The organism is Rhizobium aouanii (genome assembly GCF_037002925.1).
Classification (GTDB): domain Bacteria; phylum Pseudomonadota; class Alphaproteobacteria; order Rhizobiales; family Rhizobiaceae; genus Rhizobium; species Rhizobium aouanii.
The window spans coordinates 609,260-635,622 of record NZ_JBAMYD010000001.1 but is presented as its reverse complement, the minus strand read 5'-3'; the positions used below and the strand labels follow the sequence as shown (position 1 = coordinate 635,622).

Here is a 26,363-nt window from a genome sequence, read left to right as displayed (position 1 = left end):
ATGGACAGCAGAATGAATGCCTGGACCTGGGGGCTGCTGGTGCTGCTCGGCCTGATCTGGGGCGGCTCCTTCTTCTTTGCCCGCATCGCCGTCCACCACGTGCCGCCACTGACTCTCGTCTTCTTCAGGCTGCTGCTCGCAGCGCTGGCGCTGCATATTTATATCGCCGGCCGTTTCGACTTCTATGCGATCCTCAAGGCCCGCTGGCGCGAATTCCTGATCCTCGGGCTCATCAACAACGCCCTGCCGCATGCGCTGATCTTCTTCGGCCAGACCCGCATCGGCGCCGGTCTTGCGGCGATCCTGAATGCGACGACGCCGATCTGGACCGTGCTGATCGCCAACTACTTCACCTCAGACGAAAAGCTGTCGCCGACAAAGATCGCCGGTTGCCTCGTCGGGCTGGCCGGAACGATCGTGCTGATCGGCCCCGGCATGTCGGCCGGTGGCCAGGCCCCGCTCTGGGCGCTGCTTCTTCCCGTGCTTGCCGCAATCTCCTATGGTTTCGCCGCCACTTACGGCAAACGCTTCAAGAATGTTCCCGCCCCTGTTACCGCAGCCGGCCAGTTGACCGCCTCTTCGCTGATTGCGCTGCCGCTGTCGCTGCTGGCCGATCGTCCCTGGGCGCTTGCCGCACCGCCGCTCGATGCCCTCCTCGCCATCCTGGCTTTGGCGCTGCTGTCGACCGCCTTCGGCTACATCCTCTATTTCCGCATCATGGCGGCGGCCGGCGCCACCAATGCCTCGCTCGTCACCCTGCTGGTGCCGCCGAGCGCCATCCTTCTCGGCGTGCTCTTCCTCGGAGAAAGGCTGGCACTGAGCGAGTTTGCCGGCATGGCGCTGATCGGTTTCGGCCTCGTCATTCTCGACGGCCGCGCCTATCGGCTGCTGGCCAAGGCCGCCTGATGCTGGTTGCGAATTCCACATGTTTTCAACCGGTTGCGATCCTGCCATGTTTTGGGCGCATAGGTAAATGCGCAATCGCCCGATTTAACGACATGTTAAAATCTGTGAACAAAATTTTTTGAAAATTAACAAATAATTTCAAATGCTTGCCGAATCGCTATTCGACTTATCCACTGAACCCTTCTGCAGCGCAGCATAAGATCTGCTTCCCAACCGACATATTTCAGACATATTATTGGCCGGTTAACGCGAGGAGACAGACATGGGACTCACGCAATCCTTGAATGTTCTGTTGGTCAGTGCAGCGTTTGCTTTCGTCTTGTCCATGCTCTTCATCTGAGCTGGCCGACGAAAGTGTAATGACTGATAGTGCCTAAACTCCTGAAGAACTGATCAATCCGCCAACGAAAAAGCGCATGTCCCGCCCGACATGCGCTTTTCACTTTTACAGCGCCGCGCGTCTTTCAGACGCGCAAAGATCAGGCGGCTGCGCCCGCACTTTTTGCTACCCGGCGCGAGAGGCCGAGATTGTCGAGCACGGCGGAAACCAGCGGCGCACGGTTCATCGTATAGAGATGGAAGTCGTGGATACCGCGCCGGACGAGATCTTCGATCTGTTCGGCAGCGACTTCGGCGGCGACCTTCGCTCGCTCCTCGGGCTTGTCGTCGAAGCCCGCAAAGCGCTCGTCGAGGAAGGCGGGGATAACAGTGCCGCAGGCCCCGGCGAAACGCTTGAGCTGCGTCAGGTTCTGGATCGGCATGATACCGGGCACGACGGGGATCGAGATGCCGGCGCCGCGCACCCGCTCCAGGTAGCGCTCGAAATTGTCGTTGTCGAAGAAGAACTGCGTCAGTGCCCGGTCGGCGCCATTGTCGGCCTTGCGCTTCAGCATGTCGATATCGGCCGCCGTATCACGGCTTTCCGGGTGTTTTTCCGGATAGGCGGAAACCGAAATCTCGAAATCGCCGACTTCCTTCAGGCCGGCCACCAGCTCCGCCGCATTGGCATAACCGCCGGGATGCGGCTGGTAGGGCGCGCCGGCACCGCCGGGCGCATCGCCGCGCAGCGCCACGAAATGCGTCACGCCGGCTTTGCGGAAGGTGTCGACCACCTGATGCGTCTCTTCCTTCGTCGCGCCGACGCAGGTGAGATGCGAGGCGGTGGCAAGCGGCGTCTGCGAGAGGAAGCGCGTGACGGTGGAGAGTGTCGGCGCCTTGGTGGTGCCGCCGGCGCCATAGGTCACCGAGACGAAATCCGGGTCCCAGTCCTGCAACTGGCCGACGGCGTGCCAGAGCTGGCCTTCCATCTCCTCCGATTTCGGCGGGAAGAATTCGAAGGAGACTCTAATCTCGTTGCGGCCGCGTGCTTCGTTTTTCAAAGCCATGTCATACCCTCCCGGCAAATGTAGGTTCGGCGCCTTCGCTCGTCTGCGAAGCCATGAGGCGCCTCGGATCGCGCGCGAGCCAGACGGTGACCGTCAACCCCTGCCCGCTTTGCTGACCCGGATGAAGATCGACGACCTGCTCGACGTCGAGCCCGGCCTTGCGCAACCAGTCGGACATTGCCTGGTGCGAAAAGCCGAGACGGACATGCGCATGCTCGTCGCGGAGATATTCGAGCGTGTGCGGCGCAAGGTCGATGACCACGAGCCGGCCGCCCGGCCGGAGCATGCGCGCCGCTTCCGCGATCGCAATCTCTGGCTGATCGAAGAAATGCAGCACCTGATGGATCGTCACCAGATCGAAATCCTGTCCCTCGAACGGCAGGTTCAGGATGTCGGCGTGGCGCACGGTGGCCTTGGTGATGCGGGACTTGTCGAGATTGGCGCGCGCCACGCTCAGCATGTCGCGGCTGGCATCGACGCCGGTCGCCCGGCGGTAGAGCCCGGACAGGAGTTCGAGGATGCGGCCGGTGCCGGTGCCGAGATCGAGCAGCGAGTCGATCGGCTGGCTGCCGAGCAGCCGGATGACGGCGGCGTCGACCTCCTCATCGGCGGCATGCAGGCGGCGAAGCTCGTCCCATTCGGCCGCGTTGCGGCTGAAATAGGCCTGTGCCCGCTCGGCGCGCTGGCGCTTGACCTGCGAAAGCCGCTCGCCGTCGCGAAGGATGGTCGGATCGTTCTCAGAAACATGCTTCAGCAACGCCCGCACCAGCATGGCGGCCTTACCGTCCTGCTTGAGGCGGAAATAGGCCCAGGCGCCCTCCTGGTAGCGTTCGATCAGTTCGGCCTCGCCGAGCAGCTTCAGGTGGCGGGAGATGCGGGGCTGGGATTGGCCGAGAATTTCGGTAAGATCGGTCACCGTCAGATCGCCGCCGTCAAGAAGCGCCAGAAGACGCAGGCGCGTGGGCTCGCCGGCCGCCTTCAAGACGTCCACCAGCGCATCCAGTCCAAGCTTCAAGGGTTCGCTCATCTTCGATCCAATCAAGATATAAAGATATCTTTATGTGATTTGAAAAGCGGTGGCAAGCGGCAATTCGCACTCTCCGCGAAATTGGCTGCTCAAATTGCGACAAGGCCTGCCATGAAAAAGCCCCGGCCGAACCGGGGCTTTCGCAAACGGAAAATGAGTGAAATCAGCGTGTCAGGCGCTTGTGAGCCTGGCTGCCCGGGTTGAGGGCGTCGGGGCCGAGGCGGCGAACCTTGTCCTGTTCATAATCCTCGAAGTTGCCTTCGAACCATTCGACATGGCCGTCGCCTTCGAAAGCGAGGATATGCGTCGCCAGACGGTCGAGGAACATACGATCGTGGCTGATGATGATGGCGCAGCCGGCAAAATTTTCCAGCGCGTTCTCCAAGGCACCCAGCGTTTCCGTATCGAGGTCGTTGGTCGGTTCGTCGAGCAGCAGAACGTTGCCGCCGGCCTTCAGCATCTTGGCAAGGTGAACACGGTTGCGCTGACCACCAGAGAGATTGCCGACCTTCTGCTGCTGGTCGCCGCCCTTGAAGTTGAAGGCGCCGCAATAGGCACGGGAGTTCATGTCGAACTTGCCGAGCTTGATGATTTCGGCGCCGCCGGAGATTTCCTCCCAGACCGTCTTGTCGGCCGCAAGGGTGTCACGGCTCTGGTCGACATAACCGAGATGCACGGTCTCGCCGATGCGGATCGAACCGCCATCCGGCGTTTCCTGGCCGGTGATCATCCTGAATAGCGTCGTCTTGCCGGCGCCGTTCGGGCCGATGATGCCGACGATGCCGCCTGGCGGCAGCTTGATCGACAGGTCGTTGATCAGCGTGCGGCCCTCGAAGCCCTTGGTGATGCCGTCCATCTCGATGACCACCTGGCCGAGGCGCTCACTGACCGGGATGATGATCTGCGCGTCGCCGGGACGCTGCTTTTCGGCGGCATCCACCAGCTGCTCGTAGGACTTGATACGCGCCTTGGATTTGGCCTGACGGGCCTTCGGGCTGGAAGCGATCCACTCCTGTTCGCGGCTGATCGCCTTCTGGCGCGATGCGTCTTCGCGGCTTTCCTGCAGCATGCGCTTGGCTTTCGCCTGCAGGTAGGCCGAATAGTTGCCTTCGTAAGGAATGCCACGACCGCGGTCCAGTTCGAGGATCCATCCGGTGACGTTGTCCAGGAAATAGCGATCGTGGGTAATCATCATCACGGCGCCCGGATAGTCGCGCAGATGTTTTTCGAGCCAGGCAATGGTTTCGGCGTCCAGGTGGTTGGTCGGTTCGTCGAGCAGCAGCAGATCGGGCTGCGAAAGCAGCAGGCGGCAGAGCGCGACACGGCGGCGCTCACCACCGGAAAGGCTGGTGACTTCGGCGTCGCGCGGCGGGCAGCGCAGGGCTTCCATCGCCATCTCGACCTGGCTTTCCAGATCCCAGAGGTTCTGGCTGTCGATGACGTCCTGAAGCTTGGCGCCCTCTTCCGCCGTCTCGTCGGAATAGTTCATCATCAATTCATTGTAGCGATCGAGGACGGCCGTCTTCGAGGCAACGCCTTCCATGACATTCTCGAACACCGTCTTGTTGGGATCGAGATGCGGCTCCTGCTCCAGATAGCCGACCGTCGCACCTTCGGCGAGCCAGGCTTCGCCGGTATACTCCTTGTCCTGACCTGCGATGATGCGCAGCACGGTGGATTTACCCGCGCCGTTCGGACCAAGGATACCGATCTTGGCATCCGGGTAGAACGAAAGGTGGATATTCTCCAGGATCTTCTTGTTGCCATAGGCCTTGTTGAGGCCGGACATATGATAGATAAACTGACGTGCCATGCTGCGCTGCTCCGGGCGGGAAACTTCGATTGTGCCGCTATGTAGGCGAAACAGCGCCTGCGGGCAACGCCGAAACCCGGTTTACTCAGGATTTCCGGTCAAAAGCCCGCAGCGTCGACGACGCCCTCGTCACAACCGAACGACGTTTTTCCAGCACCCTGGATCAGATCGGCGAGGCCGGCACTTTTCGCCGATGCCGCCCCGGCGGCTTCCGAAAGCCCGATCGTCAGTTCGCTGATCATCCTGACATTACCGGCCCGCCGGCAGCTCATCTTGACGCGGTCGCCGGCACCCGGCCCGAAGCTCTTGTCGAAAGCCGCCTTGATCGCGTCGGCCTTGACCGGCTTGCCTATATTGGCAGCGAAGAGATCGCGCACGGCCGACGCGTTGAGTGCGCCCACGAGATGCATGCCGACGCCGAAATAGTCGTCGGCGCTCATCTTCGTGCAGGTGCCATGCTTCACCCATTCATGCCGTTCCAGGCCGGATTGCGTGCCGGGCATCGCCTTTGCGAGCGCCGTCTTCGTCTCGGCCGCAAGCGTGACCTCCGGCAGCTTGTTCCAGTCGCCATCCTTGTCGGCGGCCTTCTGCTCGGCGCTTACGCCGCAATAATCCTGCCGCATCGGCCAAAGTCCGTGCAACGAAAAGTTCGTCGCGTCGGGGCGCTCGCCGGTCTGGCTCGCACACTCGGCCTTCTTCTGGTTCGTCTGACAAAAGGCCGGCTGCCAGCTTGCCGCAAGAATGAAGCGGGTGCGCCCGCCAGCCTCCTGCGCCACGGCGGCGCCGGCAACAATCATCGACACGGCAAACGTCAAGGTACGCAACTGCATGCTGCTCATTTCAACCCCCAAAAAAGAACAATACAGGAACAAATAAGCATCAAAATCGAAAGGCCGCAACCCTGAATCGCAACAAGGCCGCAAATTGTTATCAGATAATCAAATGACCATGTTGCAATTACCCGGCGATCTGGTCTGTTGTCGCCGGGAGGACCCACATGTTTTCTGAAACGCAAAGGCTCGCCGTGCCAGGGGCGTTGCTGGCCTATCACCATGCTGAGGCCATCACCCCTCCACGCGGCATCCTGTTGATATCCCATGGCTTGGCCGAACATTCGAAACGATACGCCGTCTTTGCCGAGACGATGGCGGCGCGCGGTTATCACGTCTACGCCCATGATCACCGCGGCCACGGCGAGACGACAGCACCCGATGCACCGGTCGGCCGCTTCGCCCGGCGCGGCGGGGTCGAAAGGGTGATCGGCGACGTCGTCGCCATGCGCGGCCATGCCGCCTCCCGCCATCCCGGTCTGCCGCTGATCCTTTTCGGCCATTCGATGGGCGGCCTCATCGCGCTTAACGCTGCCGTCACCGCTCCGGCCGACTTCGATGCCGTCGCCGTCTGGAATTCGAATTTCGCCGTCGGTCTTGCCGGCCGCGCCGCCCAGGCGATCCTGCTTGCCGAGCGCATGTTCAAGGGCTCCGACGTACCGAGCGGCTTGCTGCCGAAGCTGACCTTCGGCGCCTGGGGCAAATCCATTCCCGGCCGCCGCACCGAGTTCGACTGGCTGTCGCGCAGACCTGATGAAGTCGACAAATATGTCGCCGATCCGCTCTGCGGCTTCGATGCCTCGGTCTCCCTCTGGCTCGATCTCTTCGAACTGACCTTTCGCGCGCCACAGAAAATCCACCTCGACCGGCTGCCGCGAGACATGCCGATCCATCTCGTCGGCGGCGGAGAAGACCCGGCGACCGAGCGTGGAAAAGCCGTGCACTGGCTGTCAAACCATTTGAAAGGTCAAGGCTTCTCCCGTATCAGCACTGAGATATATCAGGATATGCGGCACGAGACGCTGAATGAGATCGGCGCGGATGCGGCAATCGCGGCTTTCGCGGACTGGTGCGACAGGGTCGTCGCAAGATTCTGAGCGACCAATATCCTGAATAACAGGGATTTCATCATGAACAGCACCTCCGCCCGCCCCGTTTCGTCCGCCTCCGACGTGACGACGGGGCTTGTGCTGATGTTTGTCTCGGTGATGTTCTCGCCGCTCATCGATATTTTCGCCAAGCTTGCCATCGTCACCGTCCCGTCTGCGGAGATCACTGCCGGCCGCTTCGCCGTGCAGGCGGTCTGCATGCTGCCGATTGTGATATGGCGGCGCAGCTTCGCCGATTTTTCCTGGCGCCAGAACCTGTTCCATGCCATCCGCGGCGCGATCATCACCGTCTCAATGATCTCCTTCGTCACCACGCTGAAATACATGGCGGTCGCCGACGCGATTGCGATCTTCTTCGTCGAGCCGATCATTCTGACGATCCTCGGCAGCATTTTCCTGAAGGAAACGATCGGCTGGCGGCGCTATAGCGCCTGCGGCGTCGGCTTCTTCGGGGCGATGCTGATCATTCAGCCGAGTTTCGAAGAAGTCGGCTACATCGCGCTTCTGCCTGTCGTCAGCGCGCTCTGCATCGCCATCTTCGTGCTGATGACGCGCGTCCTCTCGCATAGGGAAGACCCTTGGGCGATGCAGTTCCAGATGAGCATCTGGGGCCTGCTCTTCTGCGCCATCCTGCTTTTCCTGGGCCAGGGAACCGGCTCCGATCTCTTCGATCCGGTCATGCCGGATGGCCGCGCCTGGTTCTATGTCGCCGGCGTTGGCGCCATGGCCGCGATATCCGGCATCCTCGGCGTCTATGCCTATCGCGCAGCACCAGCCTCGACGCTGGCGCCGCTGCAATATTTCGAGATCGTCTCGGCGACGATCTTCGCCTGGCTGGTCTTTGGCGACTTCCCGGATGCGATCAAATGGCTCGGCATCATGATTATCATGGCGTCGGGCTTCTACATTGTCTGGCGCGAGCGCCGCTTTGCATCGAAACCGGTATCCGGTACATCAGAGGCGACGCTGGCGCCCTAGATCGAAGAATGACAGCCCGGAGGAACATGACGGAGACCGTGACGAAAAAACCGCCGCTTGCCGGCATCCGGGTGATCGAGCTTGCCCGTGTGCTCGCCGGCCCCTGGGCGGGACAGATGCTCGCCGATCTCGGCGCCGACGTCATCAAGGTCGAAAATCCCGACGGCGGCGACGATACGCGCCAATGGGGGCCACCCTTCGTCGAAGGCGTCGACGGCGAAAATCTCTCGGCCGCCTATTACCACGCCGCCAATCGCGGCAAGCGCTCCGTCACAGCCGACCTGAAGAGCGCCGAAGGCCAGGATCTCGTCCGCCGCCTCGTCTCCACCGCCGACGTGGTCATCGAGAATTTCAAGCTCGGCGGCCTCGTCAAATACGGGCTCGATTATGACAGCCTGCGCAAGATCAACCCGAAGCTCGTCTATTGCTCGATCACCGGCTTCGGCCAGAACGGGCCTTATGCCAGCCTCGCCGGCTACGATTATATCGTCCAGGGCATGTCCGGCTTCATGTCGATCACCGGTGAGCCGGACGGCCAGCCGATGAAGGCAGGTGTCGCCATTGCCGATATCTTCACCGGCATCTATGCCGTCTCGGCGATCGAAGCCGCCCTGATCCACGCCTTGAAATCAGGCGAGGGCCAGTTGGTCGACATGGCCCTGCTCGACGTGCAATCGGCCGTGCTCGCCAATCAGAACATGAATTACCTGGTCTCCGGCGAGACGCCGACCCGCCTCGGCAACGCCCACCCCAATATCTCGCCCTATGAGGTCGTGCCGACGGCGGACGGGTACCTCATTCTCGCGGTTGGAAACGACGGCCAGTTCCGCCGCCTCTGCACCATCCTCGGCCTGGAGGCCATCGTCGGCGACGAGCGTTTCGCCACCAACAAAGCCCGTGTCGGCAATCACGGCGAAGTGCGACGCCTCGTCTCCACCGAAACGTTGAAATGGCAGAAGGCGGATCTCTTGAAGGCCTGCGAAGAGAATGCGGTTCCATCAGGCGCAATCAACACGATCGAGGAAATGTTCGCCCATCCGCAGGTGCAGGCCCGCGGCCTGCGCATCGACCTTGCGGATGCCGCCGGCACCGTGATCCCCGGCGTTAGGACGCCTGTGGTGCTGTCGGAGACGCCGCTACGCTATATCAGGCCGAGCCCGCGTCTCGGCGAACACCAGGCAGAAATTCTGGCGGAACTCGCCGAGCGCGAGAGGAAGGCATCGTCATGAAGAAGGCATTGTCATGAAGAAGACGGGCGGAGAACTGATCGTCGAGGCGCTGAAGGCGAACGGCGTCAAGCGTCTCTCCTGCGTGCCCGGCGAGAGCTTCCTCGTAGTCCTCGACGCGTTGCGCGACAGCGATATCGACGTCCTCGTCTGCCGCCAGGAGGGCGGAGCGGCGATGATGGCGGATTGCTGGGGCAGGCTGACCGGCGAACCCGGCATTTGCATGGTAACCCGTGGCCCCGGCGCCACCAACGCCTCCGCCGGCCTGCATATCGCCAAGCAGGACTCGATCCCGATGATCCTGTTCATCGGCCAGGTGCAGCGCGAAGCGCGTGAGCGCGAGGCCTTCCAGGAGGTCGAGTTCCGCCGCGCCTTCACCGAATTCGCCAAATGGGTGGGCGAGATCGACGATGCCGCCCGTATTCCCGAGTTCGTCACCCGCGCCTTTGCGGTCGCAACCTCCGGCCGGCCCGGCCCAGTCGTGCTGACGCTGCCGGAGGACATGCTGCGCGATGAGGTCGAGGCACCCCGCGCCAGGCATTATGCCAACGTCGAGGCTCATCCCGGCCGCCGCCAGATCGACGATTTTTATCTCCGCCTGCTGAAGGCCGAGCGGCCGATGGTGATCCTTGGCGGCACACGCTGGGATGCCGATGCCGTCGCCGATTTTCAGAGCTTCGCCGAGCGTTTCCAGCTCCCCGTCGGCTGCTCCTTCCGCCGGCAGATGCTGTTCGATCATCTCCATCCCTGCTATGCCGGCGATGTCGGCATCGGCATCAATCCGGTGCTGGCAAAGGAGATCAAGGAGAGCGACCTGCTGATCCTGCTGGGTAGCCGCATGTCGGAAATGCCGTCCTCATCCTATACGCTGATCGATATTCCCTACCCCCAGCAATCGCTCGTGCATATTTATCCCGACCCTTCGGAGCTCGGCCGCATCTACCGTCCGGATCTTGCCATCTGCGCAGCACCTGCCGATTTCGTGGCCGCCCTCGCCGATCTGGAAGCGCCGGCCGAACCGCACTGGACCGAGCGCACCACCCGCCTGCACCAGGCCTATCTCGCCTGGTCGAAGCCGCCGTCGACAGGTCCGGGCGCCGTCCATATGGGGCCGATCATGGAATGGCTGGAGGCCAATACCGGGCCGGAGACGATCTTCACCAATGGTGCGGGCAACTACGCCACCTGGGTGCACCGCTTCCATCGTTTCCGCCGCTTCAGCACCCAAGCCGCCCCCACCTCCGGCTCGATGGGTTACGGCCTGCCGGCGGCGGTGGCCGCCAAGCGGCTCTTTCCCGAGCGCGAGGTCATCTGCTTTGCCGGTGACGGCTGCTTCCTGATGCACGGCCAGGAATTCGCCACCGCCATCCGCTACAGCCTGCCGATCATCGCAATCGTCGTCAACAACGGCATCTACGGCACGATCCGCATGCATCAGGAGCGCGAGTATCCCGGCCGCGTCAGCAGCACCGATCTGACCAATCCCGACTTCGCAGCCCTTGCCCGCGCCTATGGCGGCCATGGCGAGACGGTGGAAAAGACCGAGGATTTCGCCCCGGCCTTCGAGCGGGCGCGCGCCAGTGGCAAACCCGCGATCATCGAAATCAAGCTCGATCCCGAAGCGATCACGCCGACGCGCACGCTCTCCGAAATCGCGCAAACAAAAAGCCGGTGAGAAAACTCACCGGCCTTGAAGGATAAAGCATGTCGCGCAAAAGTGTGCAGCGGTTTTGCGACAACGACATGCGTAAAAACAAAGACTTAAAGCGCAAGGAGCGAATCTGAAAGATCGCGACGCGCTTTAGGGACGCAGCGACCTTAATCGAGTGCGGCCGTGACGATGAACTCGACTTTGTATTTCGGCGCAGCGAGCTTGGCTTCGCTGGTGGCGCGGGCCGGCGGATTGGCCGGATCGATCCAGCCTTCCCAGACGGCGTTCATCTCGGCGAAATCAGCGATGTCGGCGAGGTAGATGATCGTCTGCAGGATCTTCGACTTGCTGCTGCCAGATGCAGCAAGCAGGCGGTCGACTTCGGCAAGCGATGACTTGCACTGATCGGTGACGCTTTCGCCCTCGCCGACCTGGCCCGCGAGATAGACTGTATTGCCGTGGATGACGGCGCCGCTCATGCGCGCGCCGACGTCGATACGCTTGATGCTCATCAATAGTCTCCTGAGTGATTGGAAGGTGGCGGCGCTGAGGTTCAGCGCCGGAAAATTGGCACCCGGAACGGGGCTCAATTGCGGATGTGGTGGGTCTTCTGGTAGATCGCCGTCGAGCGTGCGCCGGAACGGCAATAGCCGAGCATCGGCCGCGGGAATTCGTCGAGCGCGTCGACCATGCCCTGCACGGCTTCCTCGGTCACGCCCATCGGCCCAACAGGCACATGGGCAATTTCGAGACCGAGCTCCCTCGCGCGCGCCTCGATGACGGAGAACGACGTCTGGTCGGGACTTTCGTGGTCGGGACGGTGGCAGACGATCGATTTGAAGCCCAACGCCTTGATCTCGTCGAGCTCCTCAAGCGTGATCTGGCCCGAAACCGAATATTCATCGTCGATCTGGCGAATATCCATCGTCTTGTCTCCTCAAAAATCTTGGGCTGAAGGTCTACGACGGAGGTCTGCCAGCGTCAACAACACTTCGCTCACAGGAAGGCAAAGGTCAGCGCATAGCGGCGGCCCTCGCCGGGCGCCAGCATATTGAACTCACCGGCTGCCTCAAGCTCGTCGCGCGATATCCAGCGATGCGAAACCGGCTCGATGCCGATGATATGGGCCGGCGCCTTCTGGTTCCGCCAGACCTGCAGATAGGGCAGCGTATTGGTGCGAAAGCGCACGCGCAGCGTCCTGCCGCCGATTGCGGCGATCGGTCCGAGGCGGATTTCCGCGAAACCCTCCTCCGTCGCCGGCGCCGCGACGCAGAAGATGCCGCCCGGCTCCTCGCCGAAGGCCCAGGGGAAACCGCCATTTTCCAGCATCCGGCCTTCGAGCCGTGTGCCATCGTCCAGCCATTTGCCGCCAGTGTTCATGTGGTACATCAGGAAGGTCGGCACCGTCCGGTCGCTCGTATTGACGACCCGGTCCTCGAGCCGCACCTCGCCGGTCGCCCCATCGATCCGCCACAGCCGCTCGATGCGCTGCGGCAGTCCCTCGACGGTCACAATGTCGATATCGGCACGGCATTCGGCATTGCCGTTCTCGAACTTCGTCCACAGCACCTTTGCCGCATGACCGGAGGCCGATCCGTGCAGCGGATAGACCTTGCCGTCGTCCCGGCCGGGGATCGGCTGGCGGTGGCGGATATGGTCCGGCCCGCAGGTGAACAGGAAGCCTTCGAGCGAGCGATCGATTCGCGGGTCTCCGTCGTCGGGAATGGCGCGTTTCGGGGCGATGTCGACGCCTTCGACGATGCATCCGCCGATATCCAGCACCGATGTTTCATCCAGCATCAGGCGTGGCCCGCTTGCGGCGGTAAATTCGATCATCGCGGTCTCCTCAGGGACTATCGGCTCTTTAGCGCCGTGCGTCCTTCCGGAGGCACAAAGGACGCTCTAACACTTTGAATCCTCGCATCATGCATTCCGTAACTCGATTCCGCTTTTCGGAAAGGACGATGCGCTAGCGTTAGGTTTCACGCCGCCTTTCGTCAATCGGTGCGGCTCCCATCTTGTGTTTTTGCCGCAACCGTGAATTTTGCGGAACTGACACAAGGACGCAAACGTTTATGAGTAAAAGGAAATCTTAGTGATTTTCATATTTTGTTCAGCACGCTTTCATAAATTCCACACTAGCGTCAAAATTCGCAGGTGTGTGTCTGCCAGTCACTGATCGAGGTATGATACGTGGATCGCTTTTTGAAGTCGGCAATTTGTCTCGCGGCCGTCCTGGCTGCTCTTGCGGCTACAGCGCCGCAGGCAAGCGCGCAGCAGTTCCGCGATCGCCGCCAGAGCGATATCGTGCTTGTGACGCCGAGCGGCGAAATCCTCGACTATGTTCCAGCCGGCTATATCTACGCCCGCGACCGTAGCGGCAATCGCGTCTTGATCGACGACTATGGCAACGTCGTCGCCACCGAGATGCGCGCCCGCGGCTACTATCCGCCGCGGCCCGGCCCGCGCGAGGTCTATAACGACCAGTACGGCAACGACCCCTATTATTCCGACAACAATCCCTATGGCGATACGCGTTATTCCGAGCGCGGCGCCGTCACCGGCGGCATACCGCGCGATGCCGCGATCGAGCGCCAGCCGCTCGGCGACCAGCCCTATCCCGAGGATAACAGCATCGGCAATCCGCAGCCCGGCGACGATTATGCCTCGATCGATCCCGACCAGCAGATCCCGCCCGCCAATCAGCCGAAGGCCGCACCCGATGAACCTGTCATCACGCTGAACAACAAATCGAAGCCGGAGATCGTCGCATTGCAGGTCTTCCTCGACCGCGCCGGCGTCTCCCCCGGCGTCATCGACGGCCATATGGGTTCGAACGTCACCAAGGCGATCTTAGCCTACGATCAGATGACCGGCTCGAAGCTCGACCCGAACAACACCGACGCCATTCTGGAAGAGCTGCGCATGACCGGCGGCCTGCCCGTCGTCAGCTATACGATTACGCCGGCCGATGCGGCCGGCCCCTTCGTCGCCGAGATTCCGGAAGACTATTCGCATAAGGCGCTGCTGCCGTCGCTGGCTTACACCTCGACCACCGAAATGCTCGCCGAGCGTTTCCACATGGATGAGGCCTTCCTCAAGGAGATGAACCCCGGCGCCGACTTCACCGTTCCCGGCACCATCATCAAGGTCGTCAATCCGGGCGAGCCAAAGAGCGGTGCGGTCGCCCGCGTCATCGCCGACAAGGGCCGTAAGCAGGTCTTTGCTTATGACGGCTCCGGCAATCTCCTCGCCGCCTATCCGGCGTCGATCGGCTCCACTGATACCCCCTCTCCGTCAGGCACGGTCAACGTCGAGCGCGTCGCATTCAATCCCGGCTACACCTACAATCCGAAGATCAATTTCCAGCAGGGCGCCAATGACAAGATCCTCAACATTCCGCCCGGCCCGAACGGTCCCGTCGGCACCGTCTGGATGGCGCTTTCCAGGCCGACTTACGGCATCCATGGCACGCCCGAGCCCTCGAAGATCGGCCGCACTCAGAGCCACGGCTGCATCCGGCTGACCAACTGGGATGCCACCGAGCTTGCCAAGATGGTCAAGCCGGGAGTGACGGTCGAATTCGTCGACTGAAATCATTCTGACGATAACAACGACGAGGCCGCCGGATCGCTCCGGCGGCCTCGTCGTATCAGGTGGGGGATATATTCAGGCGGCCGAGCGGACCATCGGGCTCATCACGTGGGCGGATGCCGTCAGCCTCACCGGCAGCTTACGCATCATTTCTTCGGCAAAACAGGTGGCGTTTTCCCGTGCCTTGTCGAGGTTGCTGACGCGTGTGGGATCGATCGTGTGCAGCGTGCCGCCACAGTCGAAGATGTCGCGGAAGGCGGAGCGTTCGATGATAGCCGTATCGAGCACCGGCACATGCCGCTCGCTGAGCAGCGACTTGACGACTTGCAACGCCCGCGTCGTCACCATCGAGTTGACGCGGGTGAGCACCACCGAATGGCCGATCTTAATACCGGCCTTCTCATCCAGATACTGCAGCAGTTCGAGCACCTGCGCGCCACCGCGCGCATCCATCGCGCAGCCCTGAATGGGGATCAGCACATGGTCGGAAAGGCCGACGGCGGTGGCAAGCAGCGGATTGCGCGCACCCGGCAGATCGACGATGAAATAGTCGGTATTGTGCTTGTTCTCGCTGATATGCACTGGCAGCGACGCAGTCGTAACGAAATCGATTACCGAAAGATTGGCCACATGACCTGATATTTCGTGCCAGCGCGAAATCCAGTGCTGCGGGTCGGCGTCGAGGATGGTGACGCGATAACCTTTGCGGGCAAGTTCGGTCGCGAGCAGCAGAACAGCGGTCGTTTTGCCGGCGCCGCCCTTGGTATTTGCGAATGTGATGACAGGCATGTTCGGTCCTCGGAAGGGATGGTGCGAGCTGGAATCGCTCTTTTACGCACCGTCGGAGCATCGTGCGGTTAATGCATCCTTTCTAATCATGGTTAACAAATTCGAAACACGCGCGGCGAATTGCAGCCGGTATTTTTCACATCCCTAAAAATAGGGATGTCATCGAAACGAAAAAAGCCTGGAAAACCGAGGTTTTTCCAGGCCAGTCTGTAGGTCCGCTTTTATGTTGTCAGAAGCAATCCCTGAAAAGGGCCTTGGTATTTTCGAGTGTCATTGCAACCGGGTTGCCGCCGGCGCTCGGATCTTCAATCGCCATGGCCGACAATTCGTCGATGCGGTCGTCAGCGATTCCCATCGCCGAAAGCGTCTCCGGCACGCCAAGTTCGGAGCGGAGCTTCAGCACATAATCGTAGAACCCGTCGAAACCGCCAGAAATGCCGAGATAGGCCGCAGCACGGCCGATCTTCTCCTCGATCGCCTTGCGGTTGAAGCGCAGCACCGCCGGCATCACCACCGCGTTGGTCATGCCGTGATGGGTGTTGTAGACGGCGCCGATCGGGTGCGATAGCGCGTGGATGGCGCCGAGCCCCTTCTGGAAGGCGACCGCTCCCATGGCGGCAGCGGCCATCATGTTGGCGCGGGCTTCGAGATCGGTGCCTTCCCGATAGGCGCGCGGCAGGAACTCCTTGACGAGACGCATGCCTTCGAGCGCGATGCCGGCTGACATCGGGTGATAGAAGGGCGAGGAATAGGCCTCCAGGCAATGGGCGAAGGCATCCATGCCGGTGCCGGCCGTGATGATCTTCGGCATGCCGACCGTCAGTTCCGGATCTGAAATGACAACGCCAGGCAGGAACTTCGGATGGAAGATGATCTTCTTCACATGCGTTTCGGAATTGGTGATGACGCTGGCGCGTCCGACTTCCGAACCGGTGCCTGCCGTTGTCGGCACAGCGACGATCGGGGCGATGCCCTCGAGGCTCGCACGCGTCCACCAGTCGCCGATATCTTCGAAGTCCCAGACCGGCCGCGTCTGGCCGGCCATGAAGGCGACGCACTTGCCGAGATCGAGGCCGGAGCCGCCGCCGAAGGCGACGACGCCGTCATGGCCGCCGTCCTTGAAAGCCCTGACGCCGGCTTCGAGGTTCTTCTCGTTCGGGTTCGGATCGACATCGGCAAAGATCGCCCGGCCGAGACCGGCATCTTCGAGAATATCAAGGGCCGTCTTGGTGATCGCCATCGAGGCAAGGCCACGGTCGGTGACGAGCAGCGGCTTTTTGATGCCGAGGCTCTTGCAGGCGCCGGCCAGTTCCGCGATGCGGCCCCGGCCGAGCTTGACCGATGTCGGATAGCTCCAGTTTGCGGTGATGTTGCTGCTCATGCTGTCACTTTCTTCAGATGGAAGGATTTCGGACGCGTCAGATTGTGGAAGCCGATGATCGACAGCGAGCCGCCGCGGCCGGTTTCCTTGACGCCGGTCCAGCAAAGCGCCGGGTCGAGATAGTCTGCGCGGTTCATGAAAACGGTGCCGGTTTCGATCTCGCGGCCGAGCCGCCCTGCCCGCTCGGCATCCCTGGTCCAGAGCGAGGCCGTCAGCCCGTACTGGCTGTCGTTCATCAGAGCGAGTGCCTCCTCGTCGCTCTTCACCTTCATGATGCCGGCTGCCGGACCAAATGTCTCTTCGCGCATGAAGGCCATCGAGTGGTCGACATCGACGAGGATCTGCGGTGCGAGATAGGCGCCGCCGTCATCCTGCGGGAAAAGCTTGGGATCGACAAGCGCCTTGGCGCCCTTGGAAACCGCATCGGCGATCTGCTCGCGCACCACCTTGGCGAAGCGCTTATGCGCCATTGGCCCTAGCGACGTCTCGGGATCGAGCGGATTGCCGAGCTTGTAGTTCGACACCCAGGCAACCGACTTCTCGACGAAGGCGTCATAGAGCGATTCATGCACATAGATGCGCTCGATGCCGCAGCAGCACTGGCCGGAATTGTAGGTCGCGCCGTCCATCAGCGTGTCGACGGCCGCCTCGAGATCGGCGTCCTCCATGACATAACCCGGATCCTTGCCACCGAGTTCGAGGCCGAGACCGGTGAAGGTGCCGGCAGCCGCCCGCTCCATCGACCGCCCGCCCTCAACCGATCCGGTGAAGTTGACAAAATTGAAGCTGCCGGCGGCAATCAGCGCCGACGTCGTCTCATGATCGAGGAAGACGTTCTGGAACACGTCTTCGGGAACGCCGGCCTCAATGAAAGCCTGCACCAGCCGCTCGCCGACCAGCAGCGTCTGCGAGGCATGCTTCAGCACGACCGTGTTGCCGGCCATCAGCGCCGGCGCGATCGTGTTGATCGCCGTCATGTAGGGATAGTTCCATGGTGCGACGACGAAGACCACACCATGCGCTTCGCGCTCGATGCGCCGCTCGAAACGATCGCTCTCCTCGACGACAACAGGCGCCATCGCGTCCGCCGCGATCGAAGCGACATAGTTCGAGCGCTCGTTGAAGCCCTTGTATTCGCCACCATACTTGACCGGCCGGCCCATCTGCCAGGCGAGCTCCGGCACGACGACGTCGGACATTTCGTTCAGCCGCGCAGCACCCTTCAGCACCAGTTGTACACGCTCTTCGAGCGGCCGTTTCGCCCAGGCCTTCTGCGCCTTGCGGGAGCGCGCCACGACATCCTTGGCGGCATCGAGAGAAAGGGTTGCGCGCTCGGCATAGACCGACCCGTCAACCGGTGAAATGCATTGGATCATTGCCATGATCTGTTTCCTGTCCTCTATTCTTCAAAATTTGAGTGAGGCTGTGGCCCCTCATCCGCCTGCCGGCACCTTCTCCCCGTAGATGGGGCGAAGGGGATATGCTGCACCGCCTTTCCCCAACATCGACGCTGCGTTTGGCACGTCCCTTACGGGGGTCCGTAGGACGGGTCGAGACCAGTGGCTCGACCCCGGCAAGGTTAGGGTGAGGTGCTGCAAGTCGCAAATGCCTATTAAGCTCTTTCGAAACCGCGCGCCACTTCCCAGTCGGTGATGCGGCGGTCGTATTCTTCCTGTTCCCATTCGGCAGCGCGGGTGTAGTGGTCGATCACGTCGTCGCCGAAGGCTTTGCGCAGCATTGCCGACTCCGTCATTTCAGTCGCCGCGGCGCGCAGCGTGCGCGGGATCTCGCGAACGCCCTTGCCGCCATAGGCATCGCCGACGAAGGGCGCTTCGAGTTCGAGCTTGTTTTCGATGCCGTCAATGCCGGCGGCAAGCAGCGCGGCGAAGGCGAGATAGGGATTGAGATCGGAGCCGCCGACGCGGCACTCGATACGAATTCCCTTGGTCTCCTCACCGCAGAGCCGGTAACCGGCCGTGCGGTTGTCCTTGCTCCAGATCGCCTTCGTCGGCGCAAACGTGCCGGCCATGAAGCGCTTGTAGGAATTGATGTAGGGCGCCAGGAAATAAGTGATCTCGCTCGCATGGGCGAGAAGTCCGGCGACGTAATTGTGCATCAGCGGCGACATGCCGTATTTGCCGGTATGGTCGAAGAACAGCGGCTTTTCCTCCAGGCTCCAGAGCGACTGGTGGATATGCGAGGAACTGCCGGCGGCATTGTAATTCCACTTGGCCAGGAAGGTGATGGCCTTGCCCTTCGACCAGGCGATCTCCTTGCAGCCGTTCTTGATGATCGCGTGCCGGTCGGCCATGGCGAGCGCATCGGCGTAGCGCACGTTGATCTCCTCCTGGCCGGCCGATGCCTCACCCTTGGAGTTCTCAACCGGAATACCGGCGCCCTGCAGCCCGGTGCGGATCGCCCGCATCACCTCTTCCTCCTTGGTGGTCTGGAAGATGTGGTAGTCCTCATTGTAGGCGCTGGCGAGCTTGAGGTTGCGGTAGCCGGAAGCCTGTGCTGCCTCGTAGCTCTGGTCGAACAGGAAGAATTCGAGCTCGGAGGCCATATAGGCCTTCATGCCCATATCCTCGAGCCGCTTCACCTGCTTCTTCAGGATCGCGCGCGGCGAGTGGGCAACCTCCTCGTGCGTGTGATGGTCGAGCACGTCGCAAAGCACCAGCGCGGTGCCTTCGAGCCAGGGAATGCGGCGCAGCGTCGCCAGATCCGGCTTCATCGTGTAATCGCCGTAACCCTTCTCCCAGCTTGTCGCCTTGTAGCCGGAAACGGTCTCCATCTCCATGTCGGTGGCGATCAGGTAGTTGCAGCTGTGCGTTTCCTTCCAGGCGCTCTCGATGAAATATTCCGCCTGGAAACGCTTGCCCATCAGCCGGCCCTGCATATCCACCTGGCAGGCCAGAACCGTGTCGATGCGCCCTTCGGCAACATCCTTCCTGAGATCGTCGATCGTGTAACTGCTGCTCATGATTGATCCGCCTGAATGGGATTGAAAATCGGGGCAACGAAATCGCATGCGTTCGGCCGGACTTTGCGGCCCGATGCCTTTTCGTTGAACCGGTGATGGGGCCGCAGGATGCGGCCCCGCCATTTGAGAGGGAAGCCTTGCTGCTTAACGTTCACCGCTTTCGCCGACAGCTGCTTCGGCCGCCGCAATCTCGGCCTGGCGCTTTGCCACTTCGGCACCGATCGGCGGCCCCTTGAAGCGGCGGCTTTCGAAGCCGAACCAGACGATCGCCGTCAGCAAGAGGAAGCCCACGGTAACGTAAAGCGCGGCGCCGTTCGGCGGTTGGATTCCGAGGATGAAGATCAGGATCATCGCGATGATCGATAGCACCGCAAAGAGCTTGAAGAGGCCCTCGCCGAGGTTCCACGGACCCATCTTGTCCCATCTCGATGTGCCCCAGGCGAAGAGGCCGAGGGTAATCGGGATCGCGAAAGAGAAGAAGAGGAAGATGACAGTGCAGGAGACGACGATCGTGTAGACCGGCGTCTCACCGATTTTCATGAAATCGAGCGAGGTGAACCAGACGAAAAGTACCGACAGGATCGATCCGGTCCAGATGGCCGCGACCGGCGTTCTATAGTTCGGGCTGACCTTCGAGAGCGCCTTCGATGCCGGCAGACCGCCGTCACGAGAGAAGGCAAAAATCATGCGCGAGACCGAGGTGACGGTCGCAAGGCCGCATAGCCACTGGCTGACGAGGATCGCGAGGTAGAGGATGTCCTTCACGGTCGCGTTGACCTGCGTGTCCATCGCCCAGAAGAATACGTTCCAGCCCTGCTTTGCAGCATCGTCCATGTTTGGCAGCATGAGCACGAAGGAGCACAGCATGATGTAGCCGAAGAGTGCCGACCAGAGCACGGAGGAAACCATGCCGCGCGGAACGGAGTGCGCCGCCTTGACGGTTTCTTCCGACGTATGGGCCGAAGCGTCGTAGCCGGTGATGGTATAGATCGGCAGCAGCAGGCCGAGCAGGAAAACCCAGCTGCCCGACGTCGTCGGCCAGACATTACTGCCCGCTTCGCCGGAATAGTTGGCGAAGGTGAAGAGCCGGCCGAATTCATAGGACGGGGCCGACAACAGACACACCGCCGCAAGCGCGATGGCGGTTGCGAAAATCAGGTAACCCGAGAAGTCCGTCAGCTTTGCGGTCAGCCCGATGCCCATATGGTTCACCAGTGCCTGCGCGCCGGTGATGATGACCAGGAAGATGATCCGCACCGTGATGGTGTCCGTCAGCCCGAGATAGCTCGTGCCGAACGAACCCATGAAGAAATAGTAGGTGCCGACATTGATGGCGCCGAGCACGGTGACGAGACCGAGCAGGTTGAACCATGCGGTCAGCCAGCCGGTGAAGCGGTTGCCGAGGATCGAGCCCCAGTGATAGAGGCCGCCGGCTGTCGGATAGGCCGAGCTGATCTGCGCCATGGCGACGGCGAAGACGAGCGAGATGAAGCAGCCGAGTGGCCAGCCGATGCCGATTGCCGCACCGCCGGCACCGGAGGTCGCTTGCGCCAGCGAATTGATGCCGCCGGAAAGGATGCAAATAATGGAGAATGAGACGGCGAAATTCGAGAATGAACTCATTCGCCGTTCGAGTTCCTGGGCGTAGCCCATGGAATGCAGGATGTGCACATCCTGCTTCTTGTCCAGTTCGGTATAATCCGACATGACTTCCCCCTGTTCACGGTCGGCCGCGGGATTGCGGGCCGATTCAGTGCCAATTGTCCGTGGCATTTTCGCCATGCGGACGTCCGCAGATAAACTGCTCCCTCGGGTCTTCTTTTTATCAGGCGTCCAGACTTTGCTGGAGCAGCCCTTTTAGATAGTCAGCCATGACCCCTTGGCCGCTATCGTCTGCGATGAGGTCGTTGCGGACCTCGATCATCACATTGCGCAAGCCGTTCGAAAGCCCGTGCAGGATCAGCGTGTGGGTCACGCCGTCCTCGGGTCCATAGGGCTCGTTGCGTTCCGTCCTGTAAAGCGGCGCCTCGGCCGCTGCCCTCAGCATAAGGTCGGCGAGCCGGCTATCCTCATCGTGCAATATGCCGAGTTCGACTGCGCGTTCGCGGCCGTGATAGACCGGCGTGAAGCTGTGCATCGTCACGATGATGCTGTCCTGCCCCCTAGCCCGGCGATCACGGATCAGCCCGCGAATGGCGTCGTGGAAAGGCACGTAAAGCGAGTCGGTGCGCGCAAGCCGCTCTTCCGGGCTCAAATTCCTGTTGCCGGGAATGGCGTAGATCTCGCTGGTCTCCGGCATGGCGCCAGGTGAACTGGGCGGCCGGTTGCAGTCGTAGATAAGCCGGGAGAACCGCTGGTAGGCGAGCGTCGCGTCAAGCGCTTCCGATAGGATACGGGCGACCGCCAGCGCGCCCGGGTCCCACGCGATGTGACTGGAGAGCGCTTCGCTGGGCAGGCCGAGATCGCCGAAAACGGCTGGAAGCGCGTTCGAAGCGTGCTCGCAGATGAGAAGCACCGGGCTCCGGCCGTGGATGCGTTCGATCCCAACGCAGTCGCCGTCCGCTTCGCTGAGGATTTTCGGCCGGGTCAGCACCAAAGGCGCCACTCCTTATCCCTTAACAAATTCTTGATGAAGAAAAGAATTCTTCAGGTTCCGGCCAGTGTCAAGCATGAACTGAAAATTTCTTTTCATGACAGTGGTTGACATGGATTGTGACAGCGTTGTTAACTTTGAGCGGGAAAGTGGCGCCAGACCATCCCGGGGAGCATAACTAAGTGACAATTGCGTCGAAGACGGTTTCGGACGTCATACACTCGCATTTGGGGGTGTTGACGCGTGCCGAGAAGCAGCTGGCCGAAAGCCTGCTCGACAATTACCCGGTTTCCGGCCTCGGCAGCATCACCACGATCGCCGAGAACGCCGGCGTCTCGACGCCGACCGTCGTGCGGATGGTGCAGAAACTCGGCTTCAAGGGTTACCCGGACTTTCAGGCGCATCTGCATCAGGAAGTCGAGGCGACGATCTCCAACCCCATCGCCAAGCACGACCGCTGGGCGCAGAACGCGCCGGGCACCCATATTCTCAACCGTTTCGCCGATGCCATCATGGGCAATCTGCGCCAGACGCTGACCGATCTCGACACCGCGACCTTCGACAGCGTCGCCGCGTTGCTCTCCAACCGCAAGCGCGGCCTTTATTTCGTCGGCGGTCGCATCACCGGCGCGCTTGCCGAGTATTTCTTCACCCATATGCAGGTCATCCGGCCGGCAACGACGCTGCTATCGTCGAATTCCAGCAGCTGGCCGCAATATGTCCTCAACATGAATGCCGGCGACATCCTGATCATCTTCGACATCCGTCGCTACGAGCAGGAGATGGTGAGCCTCGCGACCGCCGCCCGCAAGCGCGGCGCCGAAATCATCGTCTTCACCGACCAGTGGGGTTCGCCGGCCGCCAAGCTCGCCAGGCATGCCTTCCGTGTCCGGATCGAGGCGCCGTCGGCCTGGGATTCCTCCGTCGTCACCCTTTTCATCGTCGAAGCGCTGATCGAGGCCGTTCAGAATTCGACCTGGGACGAGACGAAGGAGCGCATGAAGACGCTGGAAGGCCTGTTCGAACAGACCAGGCTTTTCCGCAAACCGGGCTAGGAGGGCAAGACTAAAACAGAAGAAAAACAATGACGGATTTTTCGCGGAAACAGACGACGTTGTCGCAAATGGAGCATTTGTCACAACCCCCGCTATTCACAGCAGAATTAACGTCATCCAACTGTCACACAAGCTTCATGTAATCTCATTAACAGCATCGCCAGACACTGAAAACCCGAAGGAGAACAACAGTGATCTCTAACATTTCTCGACTTCTGTCGCTTTCTACTGCGCTGATCGTGGCCTCGACCACGATTGCCGCCGCCGAGCCGAGCGCTGAACTTATCGCCGCCGCCAAGAAGGAAGGCACACTGACGACGATCGCTCTTCCGCACAGCTGGTGCGGCTATGGCGACGTCATTGCCGGCTTCAAGGCCAAGTACGGCATCGAGGTCAACGAACTGAACCCGGATGCAAGTTCGGGCGACGAAATCGAAGCCATCAAGGCCAACAAGGGCAACACCGGCCCGCAGGCTCCTGACGTCATCGACGTCGGCCTCTCTTTCGGCCCGTCTGCCAAGAAAGACGGCCTGATCCAGCCTTACAAAGTCTCCACCTGGGATTCCATTCCGGATACCGCCAAGGATGCTGAAGGCTACTGGTACGGCGACTATTACGGCGTTCTCGCGCTCCTGGTGAACAAGGATCTCGTCAAGGAATCGCCGACTGACTGGGCCGACCTGAAAAAGAGCGACTATGCAAACAGCGTCGCCCTCGCAGGCGATCCGCGCAGCGCCAACCAGGCTGTCCAGGGCGTCTATGCCGCTGGTCTTTCCGCATCCGGCGGCGACGCGGCCAAGGCAGGCGAAGAAGGCCTGAAGTTCTTCGCCGAACTGAACAAGAGCGGCAATTTCGTGCCGGTCGTCGGCAAGGCTGCTCCCTTCGCGCAGGGCTCCACGCCGATCGTCATCGCCTGGGACTACAACGCCCTCTCGTGGGGCGAAGGCCTGAAGGGCAATCCTCCCTTCGAGGTCGTCGTTCCGAAGACCGGCGTCGTTGCCGGTGTCTACGTTCAGGCTATCTCAGCCTTCGCTCCGCACCCGAACGCTGCCAAGCTCTGGATGGAATATCTCTATTCCGACGAAGGTCAGCTCGGCTGGCTGAAGGGCTATTGCCACCCGATCCGCTTCAACGATCTTGCTAAAAACAACAAAATCCCAAAGGAGCTCCTCGACAAGCTGCCGCCGGCAGCAGCCTATGAAAAGGCTGTCTTCCCGACGCTGGAAGAGCAGGCAGCCGCCAAGGAAACCATTACCAAGAACTGGGATTCCGTCGTCGGCGCCAACGTTCAGTAAAGTTTGATCCTGCCTCCCCGCCGCAGGGCGGGGAGGTTTTCTCACTCCGACGCCCCAGGATGAGCTTTTCCATGAGCACCGTTTCAACGCCGATGGCGAGCAGTGCCCCCTTGATCAACAAAGACCGCGTGATCGACTGGCTGGGCATCGCACCCTTCATTATTTTCTCCCTGCTGTTCCTGATCATCCCCACGCTTTATCTCGTGGTGGGCGCGTTCCTGACGCCCGAGGGCGATGTCACGCTCAAGAATATCGGCGATCTTTTTACGCCATCGATCATGAGCGCTTACTGGATCAGTATCCGCATCTCGGTCGCCTCCGCCCTCGGCGGCGCGTTGATCGGGTTTTTCCTTGCCTGGGCCGTCGTGCTCGGCGGTCTGCCCGCCTCCGTGCGCTCGACACTGCTGACCTTCTCCGGCGTCGCCTCGAATTTCGCCGGCGTGCCGCTCGCCTTCGCCTTCCTCGCAACGCTCGGCCGCACCGGTCTTGTGACGATCTTCCTGCGCGAATGGTTCGGCTTCAATCTCTACGGCACCGGTTTCAATCTGCTGTCCTTCTTCGGCCTCACCATCACCTACATGTATTTCCAGATCCCGCTGATGGTGCTGATCCTGACGCCGGCCCTCGACGGCATGAAGAAGGAATGGCGCGAAGCCTCGCAGATTCTCGGCGCCACCAACCGCCAGTACTGGACGATGGTCGCGCTGCCGATCCTCTGGCCGAGCCTACTCGGCACGACGCTGCTGCTCTTCGCCAATGCCTTCGGCGCCATCGCCACAGCCTTTGCGCTGACCGGCAGCTCGCTGAACATCGTGCCGATCCTGCTTTATGCGCAGATCCGCGGCGACGTTCTGCATAATGCCAACCTCGGTTACGCCATCGCGCTCGGCATGATCGTCATCACCGGCGTCTCCAACGTCCTTTACCTCCTGCTGCGCATGCGCGCCGAACGGTGGCAGAAATGAAAGCTCAACGTCTTGGAGCCTGGATCGCAGTTATTCTAGGTGCATCCTATTTCGTCATTCCGTTGATCGGCACCATCGAGTTTTCGCTGCGCATGCGCCGCGGCGAATACAGCCTCGACGCTTATGAGTCGGTCTTCTCAGATATTCAGTTTCGCGAGACCTTCGGTTACTCCATGCTGATGGCGCTGCTCACCATCGTCTTCGGCATGCTGCTCGTCGTGCCAACGGCCTATTGGGTGCGGCTGCGGTTGCCGCAGATGCGCCCCGTCGTCGAATTCATCACGCTGCTGCCGCTTGTGATTCCCGCAATCGTCATCGTCTTCGGTTACCTCAGGATGTATAATTCGTCGTCCTACCTGCCGCTGACGGGTTCGACGACCGGCACCAACATCCTGCTGGTCTTTTCCTATATCACCCTGTCCCTGCCCTATATGTACCGCGCCGTCGATACCGCCATGCGCGCCATCGACGTCCGCACGCTGACGGAGGCAGCCGAAAGTCTCGGCGCCAGCTGGACGACCATCATGTTCAAGTGCATTTTCCCGAACGTCATGAGCGGCGTGCTTTCAGGCGCCTTTATCACGCTCGCGATCGTCATGGGTGAATTCACCTTCGCCGCACTGCTCAACCGTCCGGCCTTCGGTCCCTACCTGCAGCTCGTCGGCGCCAACAAGGCCTATGAGCCTTCGGCGCTCGCTGTCATCGCCTTCTCGATCACCTGGCTCAGCATGGGCCTGCTCAACCTCGTTTCCCGCGTCGGCAAAGCCCGCCCGGCAAAGGCTTAAG

23 protein-coding genes are annotated in these 26,363 nt (G+C 61.2%); 10 read left to right on the top strand and 13 right to left on the bottom strand.

What is annotated here, in order from left to right; all coding sequences use genetic code 11:
- Window positions 1–906 carry a DMT family transporter gene (locus V8P77_RS03090; protein ID WP_335910631.1) on the top strand — a complete coding sequence of 302 codons (906 nt, stop codon included), beginning with the start codon at window positions 1–3 and terminating at the stop codon, window positions 904–906.
- A gap of 479 nt (window positions 907–1,385) precedes the next feature.
- On the opposite strand, the gene metF is transcribed toward V8P77_RS03090, so the two are convergent.
- The 4 genes from metF to V8P77_RS03070 all read right to left on the bottom strand — a co-directional run bounded on the left by metF (window position 1,386) and on the right by V8P77_RS03070 (window position 5,970).
- Window positions 1,386–2,291 carry a methylenetetrahydrofolate reductase [NAD(P)H] gene (metF, locus tag V8P77_RS03085; protein ID WP_335910630.1) on the bottom strand — a complete coding sequence of 302 codons (906 nt, stop codon included), beginning with the start codon at window positions 2,289–2,291 and terminating at the stop codon, window positions 1,386–1,388.
- A gap of 1 nt (window position 2,292) precedes the next feature.
- Window positions 2,293–3,318 (bottom strand): ArsR/SmtB family transcription factor, encoded by a 1,026-nt coding sequence (locus tag V8P77_RS03080; RefSeq protein ID WP_020050858.1) that lies wholly within the window; start codon window positions 3,316–3,318, stop codon window positions 2,293–2,295.
- Window positions 3,319–3,481: 163 nt separating this feature from the next.
- Complete coding sequence (gene ettA, locus V8P77_RS03075; RefSeq protein WP_011652822.1) at window positions 3,482–5,131, bottom strand: energy-dependent translational throttle protein EttA; 1,650 nt, start codon at window positions 5,129–5,131, stop codon at window positions 3,482–3,484.
- A gap of 98 nt (window positions 5,132–5,229) precedes the next feature.
- The gene (locus tag V8P77_RS03070; RefSeq protein ID WP_017961328.1) at window positions 5,230–5,970 is read right to left on the bottom strand and encodes a ribonuclease T2 family protein; all 741 of its coding nucleotides are present in this window, start codon (window positions 5,968–5,970) and stop codon (window positions 5,230–5,232) included.
- Between the two features lie 158 nt (window positions 5,971–6,128).
- Here V8P77_RS03070 and V8P77_RS03065 point away from each other — a divergent pair, with 158 nt between their 5' ends.
- From V8P77_RS03065 to V8P77_RS03050, 4 genes are read left to right on the top strand one after another with little or no spacing between them, the layout of a single operon-like run.
- Window positions 6,129–7,058, top strand: a complete 930-nt coding sequence (locus tag V8P77_RS03065; RefSeq protein WP_335910624.1) for an alpha/beta fold hydrolase — start codon at window positions 6,129–6,131, stop codon at window positions 7,056–7,058.
- A 33-nt stretch (window positions 7,059–7,091) separates the two neighbouring features.
- Window positions 7,092–8,048: a DMT family transporter gene (locus V8P77_RS03060; protein ID WP_335910623.1), complete on the top strand. Its 957-nt coding sequence runs from the start codon at window positions 7,092–7,094 to the stop codon at window positions 8,046–8,048.
- A 26-nt stretch (window positions 8,049–8,074) separates the two neighbouring features.
- On the top strand, window positions 8,075–9,277 hold the full coding sequence (gene caiB / locus V8P77_RS03055) for a succinate--glutarate CoA-transferase (RefSeq protein WP_335910622.1): 1,203 nt from the start codon (window positions 8,075–8,077) through the stop codon (window positions 9,275–9,277).
- A 13-nt stretch (window positions 9,278–9,290) separates the two neighbouring features.
- The gene (locus tag V8P77_RS03050) at window positions 9,291–10,949 is read left to right on the top strand and encodes a thiamine pyrophosphate-binding protein (protein ID WP_335910621.1); all 1,659 of its coding nucleotides are present in this window, start codon (window positions 9,291–9,293) and stop codon (window positions 10,947–10,949) included.
- 143 nt (window positions 10,950–11,092) lie between these two features.
- Here the strand turns inward: V8P77_RS03050 and V8P77_RS03045 are convergent, their stop codons facing one another.
- From V8P77_RS03045 to V8P77_RS03035, 3 genes are all read right to left on the bottom strand, one after another.
- Window positions 11,093–11,437, bottom strand: coding sequence for a RidA family protein (locus tag V8P77_RS03045; RefSeq protein WP_025395342.1), 345 nt, complete (start codon window positions 11,435–11,437; stop codon window positions 11,093–11,095).
- Window positions 11,438–11,511: 74 nt separating this feature from the next.
- Window positions 11,512–11,850, bottom strand: a complete 339-nt coding sequence (locus tag V8P77_RS03040) for a protein tyrosine phosphatase family protein (protein WP_017961334.1) — start codon at window positions 11,848–11,850, stop codon at window positions 11,512–11,514.
- A gap of 71 nt (window positions 11,851–11,921) precedes the next feature.
- Window positions 11,922–12,761 carry an aldose 1-epimerase family protein gene (locus tag V8P77_RS03035; protein WP_335910619.1) on the bottom strand — a complete coding sequence of 280 codons (840 nt, stop codon included), beginning with the start codon at window positions 12,759–12,761 and terminating at the stop codon, window positions 11,922–11,924.
- 357 nt (window positions 12,762–13,118) lie between these two features.
- Between V8P77_RS03035 and V8P77_RS03030 the strand changes: the two genes are divergently transcribed.
- Entirely contained in the window at window positions 13,119–14,519 is a 1,401-nt protein-coding gene (locus V8P77_RS03030) for a L,D-transpeptidase (RefSeq protein WP_335910618.1), read from the top strand.
- 75 nt (window positions 14,520–14,594) lie between these two features.
- On the opposite strand, the gene V8P77_RS03025 is transcribed toward V8P77_RS03030, so the two are convergent.
- The 6 genes from V8P77_RS03025 to V8P77_RS03000 all read right to left on the bottom strand — a co-directional run bounded on the left by V8P77_RS03025 (window position 14,595) and on the right by V8P77_RS03000 (window position 22,265).
- Complete coding sequence (locus V8P77_RS03025) at window positions 14,595–15,308, bottom strand: AAA family ATPase (RefSeq protein ID WP_335910617.1); 714 nt, start codon at window positions 15,306–15,308, stop codon at window positions 14,595–14,597.
- A gap of 229 nt (window positions 15,309–15,537) precedes the next feature.
- A complete protein-coding gene (locus V8P77_RS03020) occupies window positions 15,538–16,689 on the bottom strand; it encodes an iron-containing alcohol dehydrogenase (RefSeq protein ID WP_335910616.1) in 1,152 nt (383 codons plus the stop codon).
- Window positions 16,686–18,071 carry an aldehyde dehydrogenase family protein gene (locus V8P77_RS03015; RefSeq protein ID WP_335910615.1) on the bottom strand — a complete coding sequence of 462 codons (1,386 nt, stop codon included), beginning with the start codon at window positions 18,069–18,071 and terminating at the stop codon, window positions 16,686–16,688. Before V8P77_RS03015 ends, V8P77_RS03020 begins: the two co-directional genes overlap by 4 nt.
- A gap of 230 nt (window positions 18,072–18,301) precedes the next feature.
- The gene (locus tag V8P77_RS03010; protein ID WP_335910614.1) at window positions 18,302–19,669 is read right to left on the bottom strand and encodes a glutamine synthetase family protein; all 1,368 of its coding nucleotides are present in this window, start codon (window positions 19,667–19,669) and stop codon (window positions 18,302–18,304) included.
- Window positions 19,670–19,813: 144 nt separating this feature from the next.
- Entirely contained in the window at window positions 19,814–21,376 is a 1,563-nt protein-coding gene (locus tag V8P77_RS03005; RefSeq protein ID WP_335910613.1) for an amino acid permease, read from the bottom strand.
- A 118-nt stretch (window positions 21,377–21,494) separates the two neighbouring features.
- Window positions 21,495–22,265: an N-formylglutamate amidohydrolase gene (locus V8P77_RS03000; RefSeq protein WP_335910713.1), complete on the bottom strand. Its 771-nt coding sequence runs from the start codon at window positions 22,263–22,265 to the stop codon at window positions 21,495–21,497.
- A 179-nt stretch (window positions 22,266–22,444) separates the two neighbouring features.
- Between V8P77_RS03000 and V8P77_RS02995 the strand changes: the two genes are divergently transcribed.
- The 4 genes from V8P77_RS02995 to V8P77_RS02980 all read left to right on the top strand — a co-directional run bounded on the left by V8P77_RS02995 (window position 22,445) and on the right by V8P77_RS02980 (window position 26,362).
- The gene (locus V8P77_RS02995) at window positions 22,445–23,317 is read left to right on the top strand and encodes a MurR/RpiR family transcriptional regulator (protein WP_335910612.1); all 873 of its coding nucleotides are present in this window, start codon (window positions 22,445–22,447) and stop codon (window positions 23,315–23,317) included.
- A gap of 191 nt (window positions 23,318–23,508) precedes the next feature.
- On the top strand, window positions 23,509–24,612 hold the full coding sequence (locus V8P77_RS02990) for an ABC transporter substrate-binding protein (protein ID WP_335910611.1): 1,104 nt from the start codon (window positions 23,509–23,511) through the stop codon (window positions 24,610–24,612).
- Window positions 24,613–24,683: 71 nt separating this feature from the next.
- Complete coding sequence (locus V8P77_RS02985; RefSeq protein ID WP_131639526.1) at window positions 24,684–25,577, top strand: ABC transporter permease; 894 nt, start codon at window positions 24,684–24,686, stop codon at window positions 25,575–25,577.
- Window positions 25,574–26,362 (top strand): ABC transporter permease, encoded by a 789-nt coding sequence (locus V8P77_RS02980; RefSeq protein WP_026265357.1) that lies wholly within the window; start codon window positions 25,574–25,576, stop codon window positions 26,360–26,362. The genes V8P77_RS02985 and V8P77_RS02980 overlap by 4 nt, the downstream gene beginning before the upstream one ends.
- Window position 26,363 lies beyond the last annotated feature (1 nt).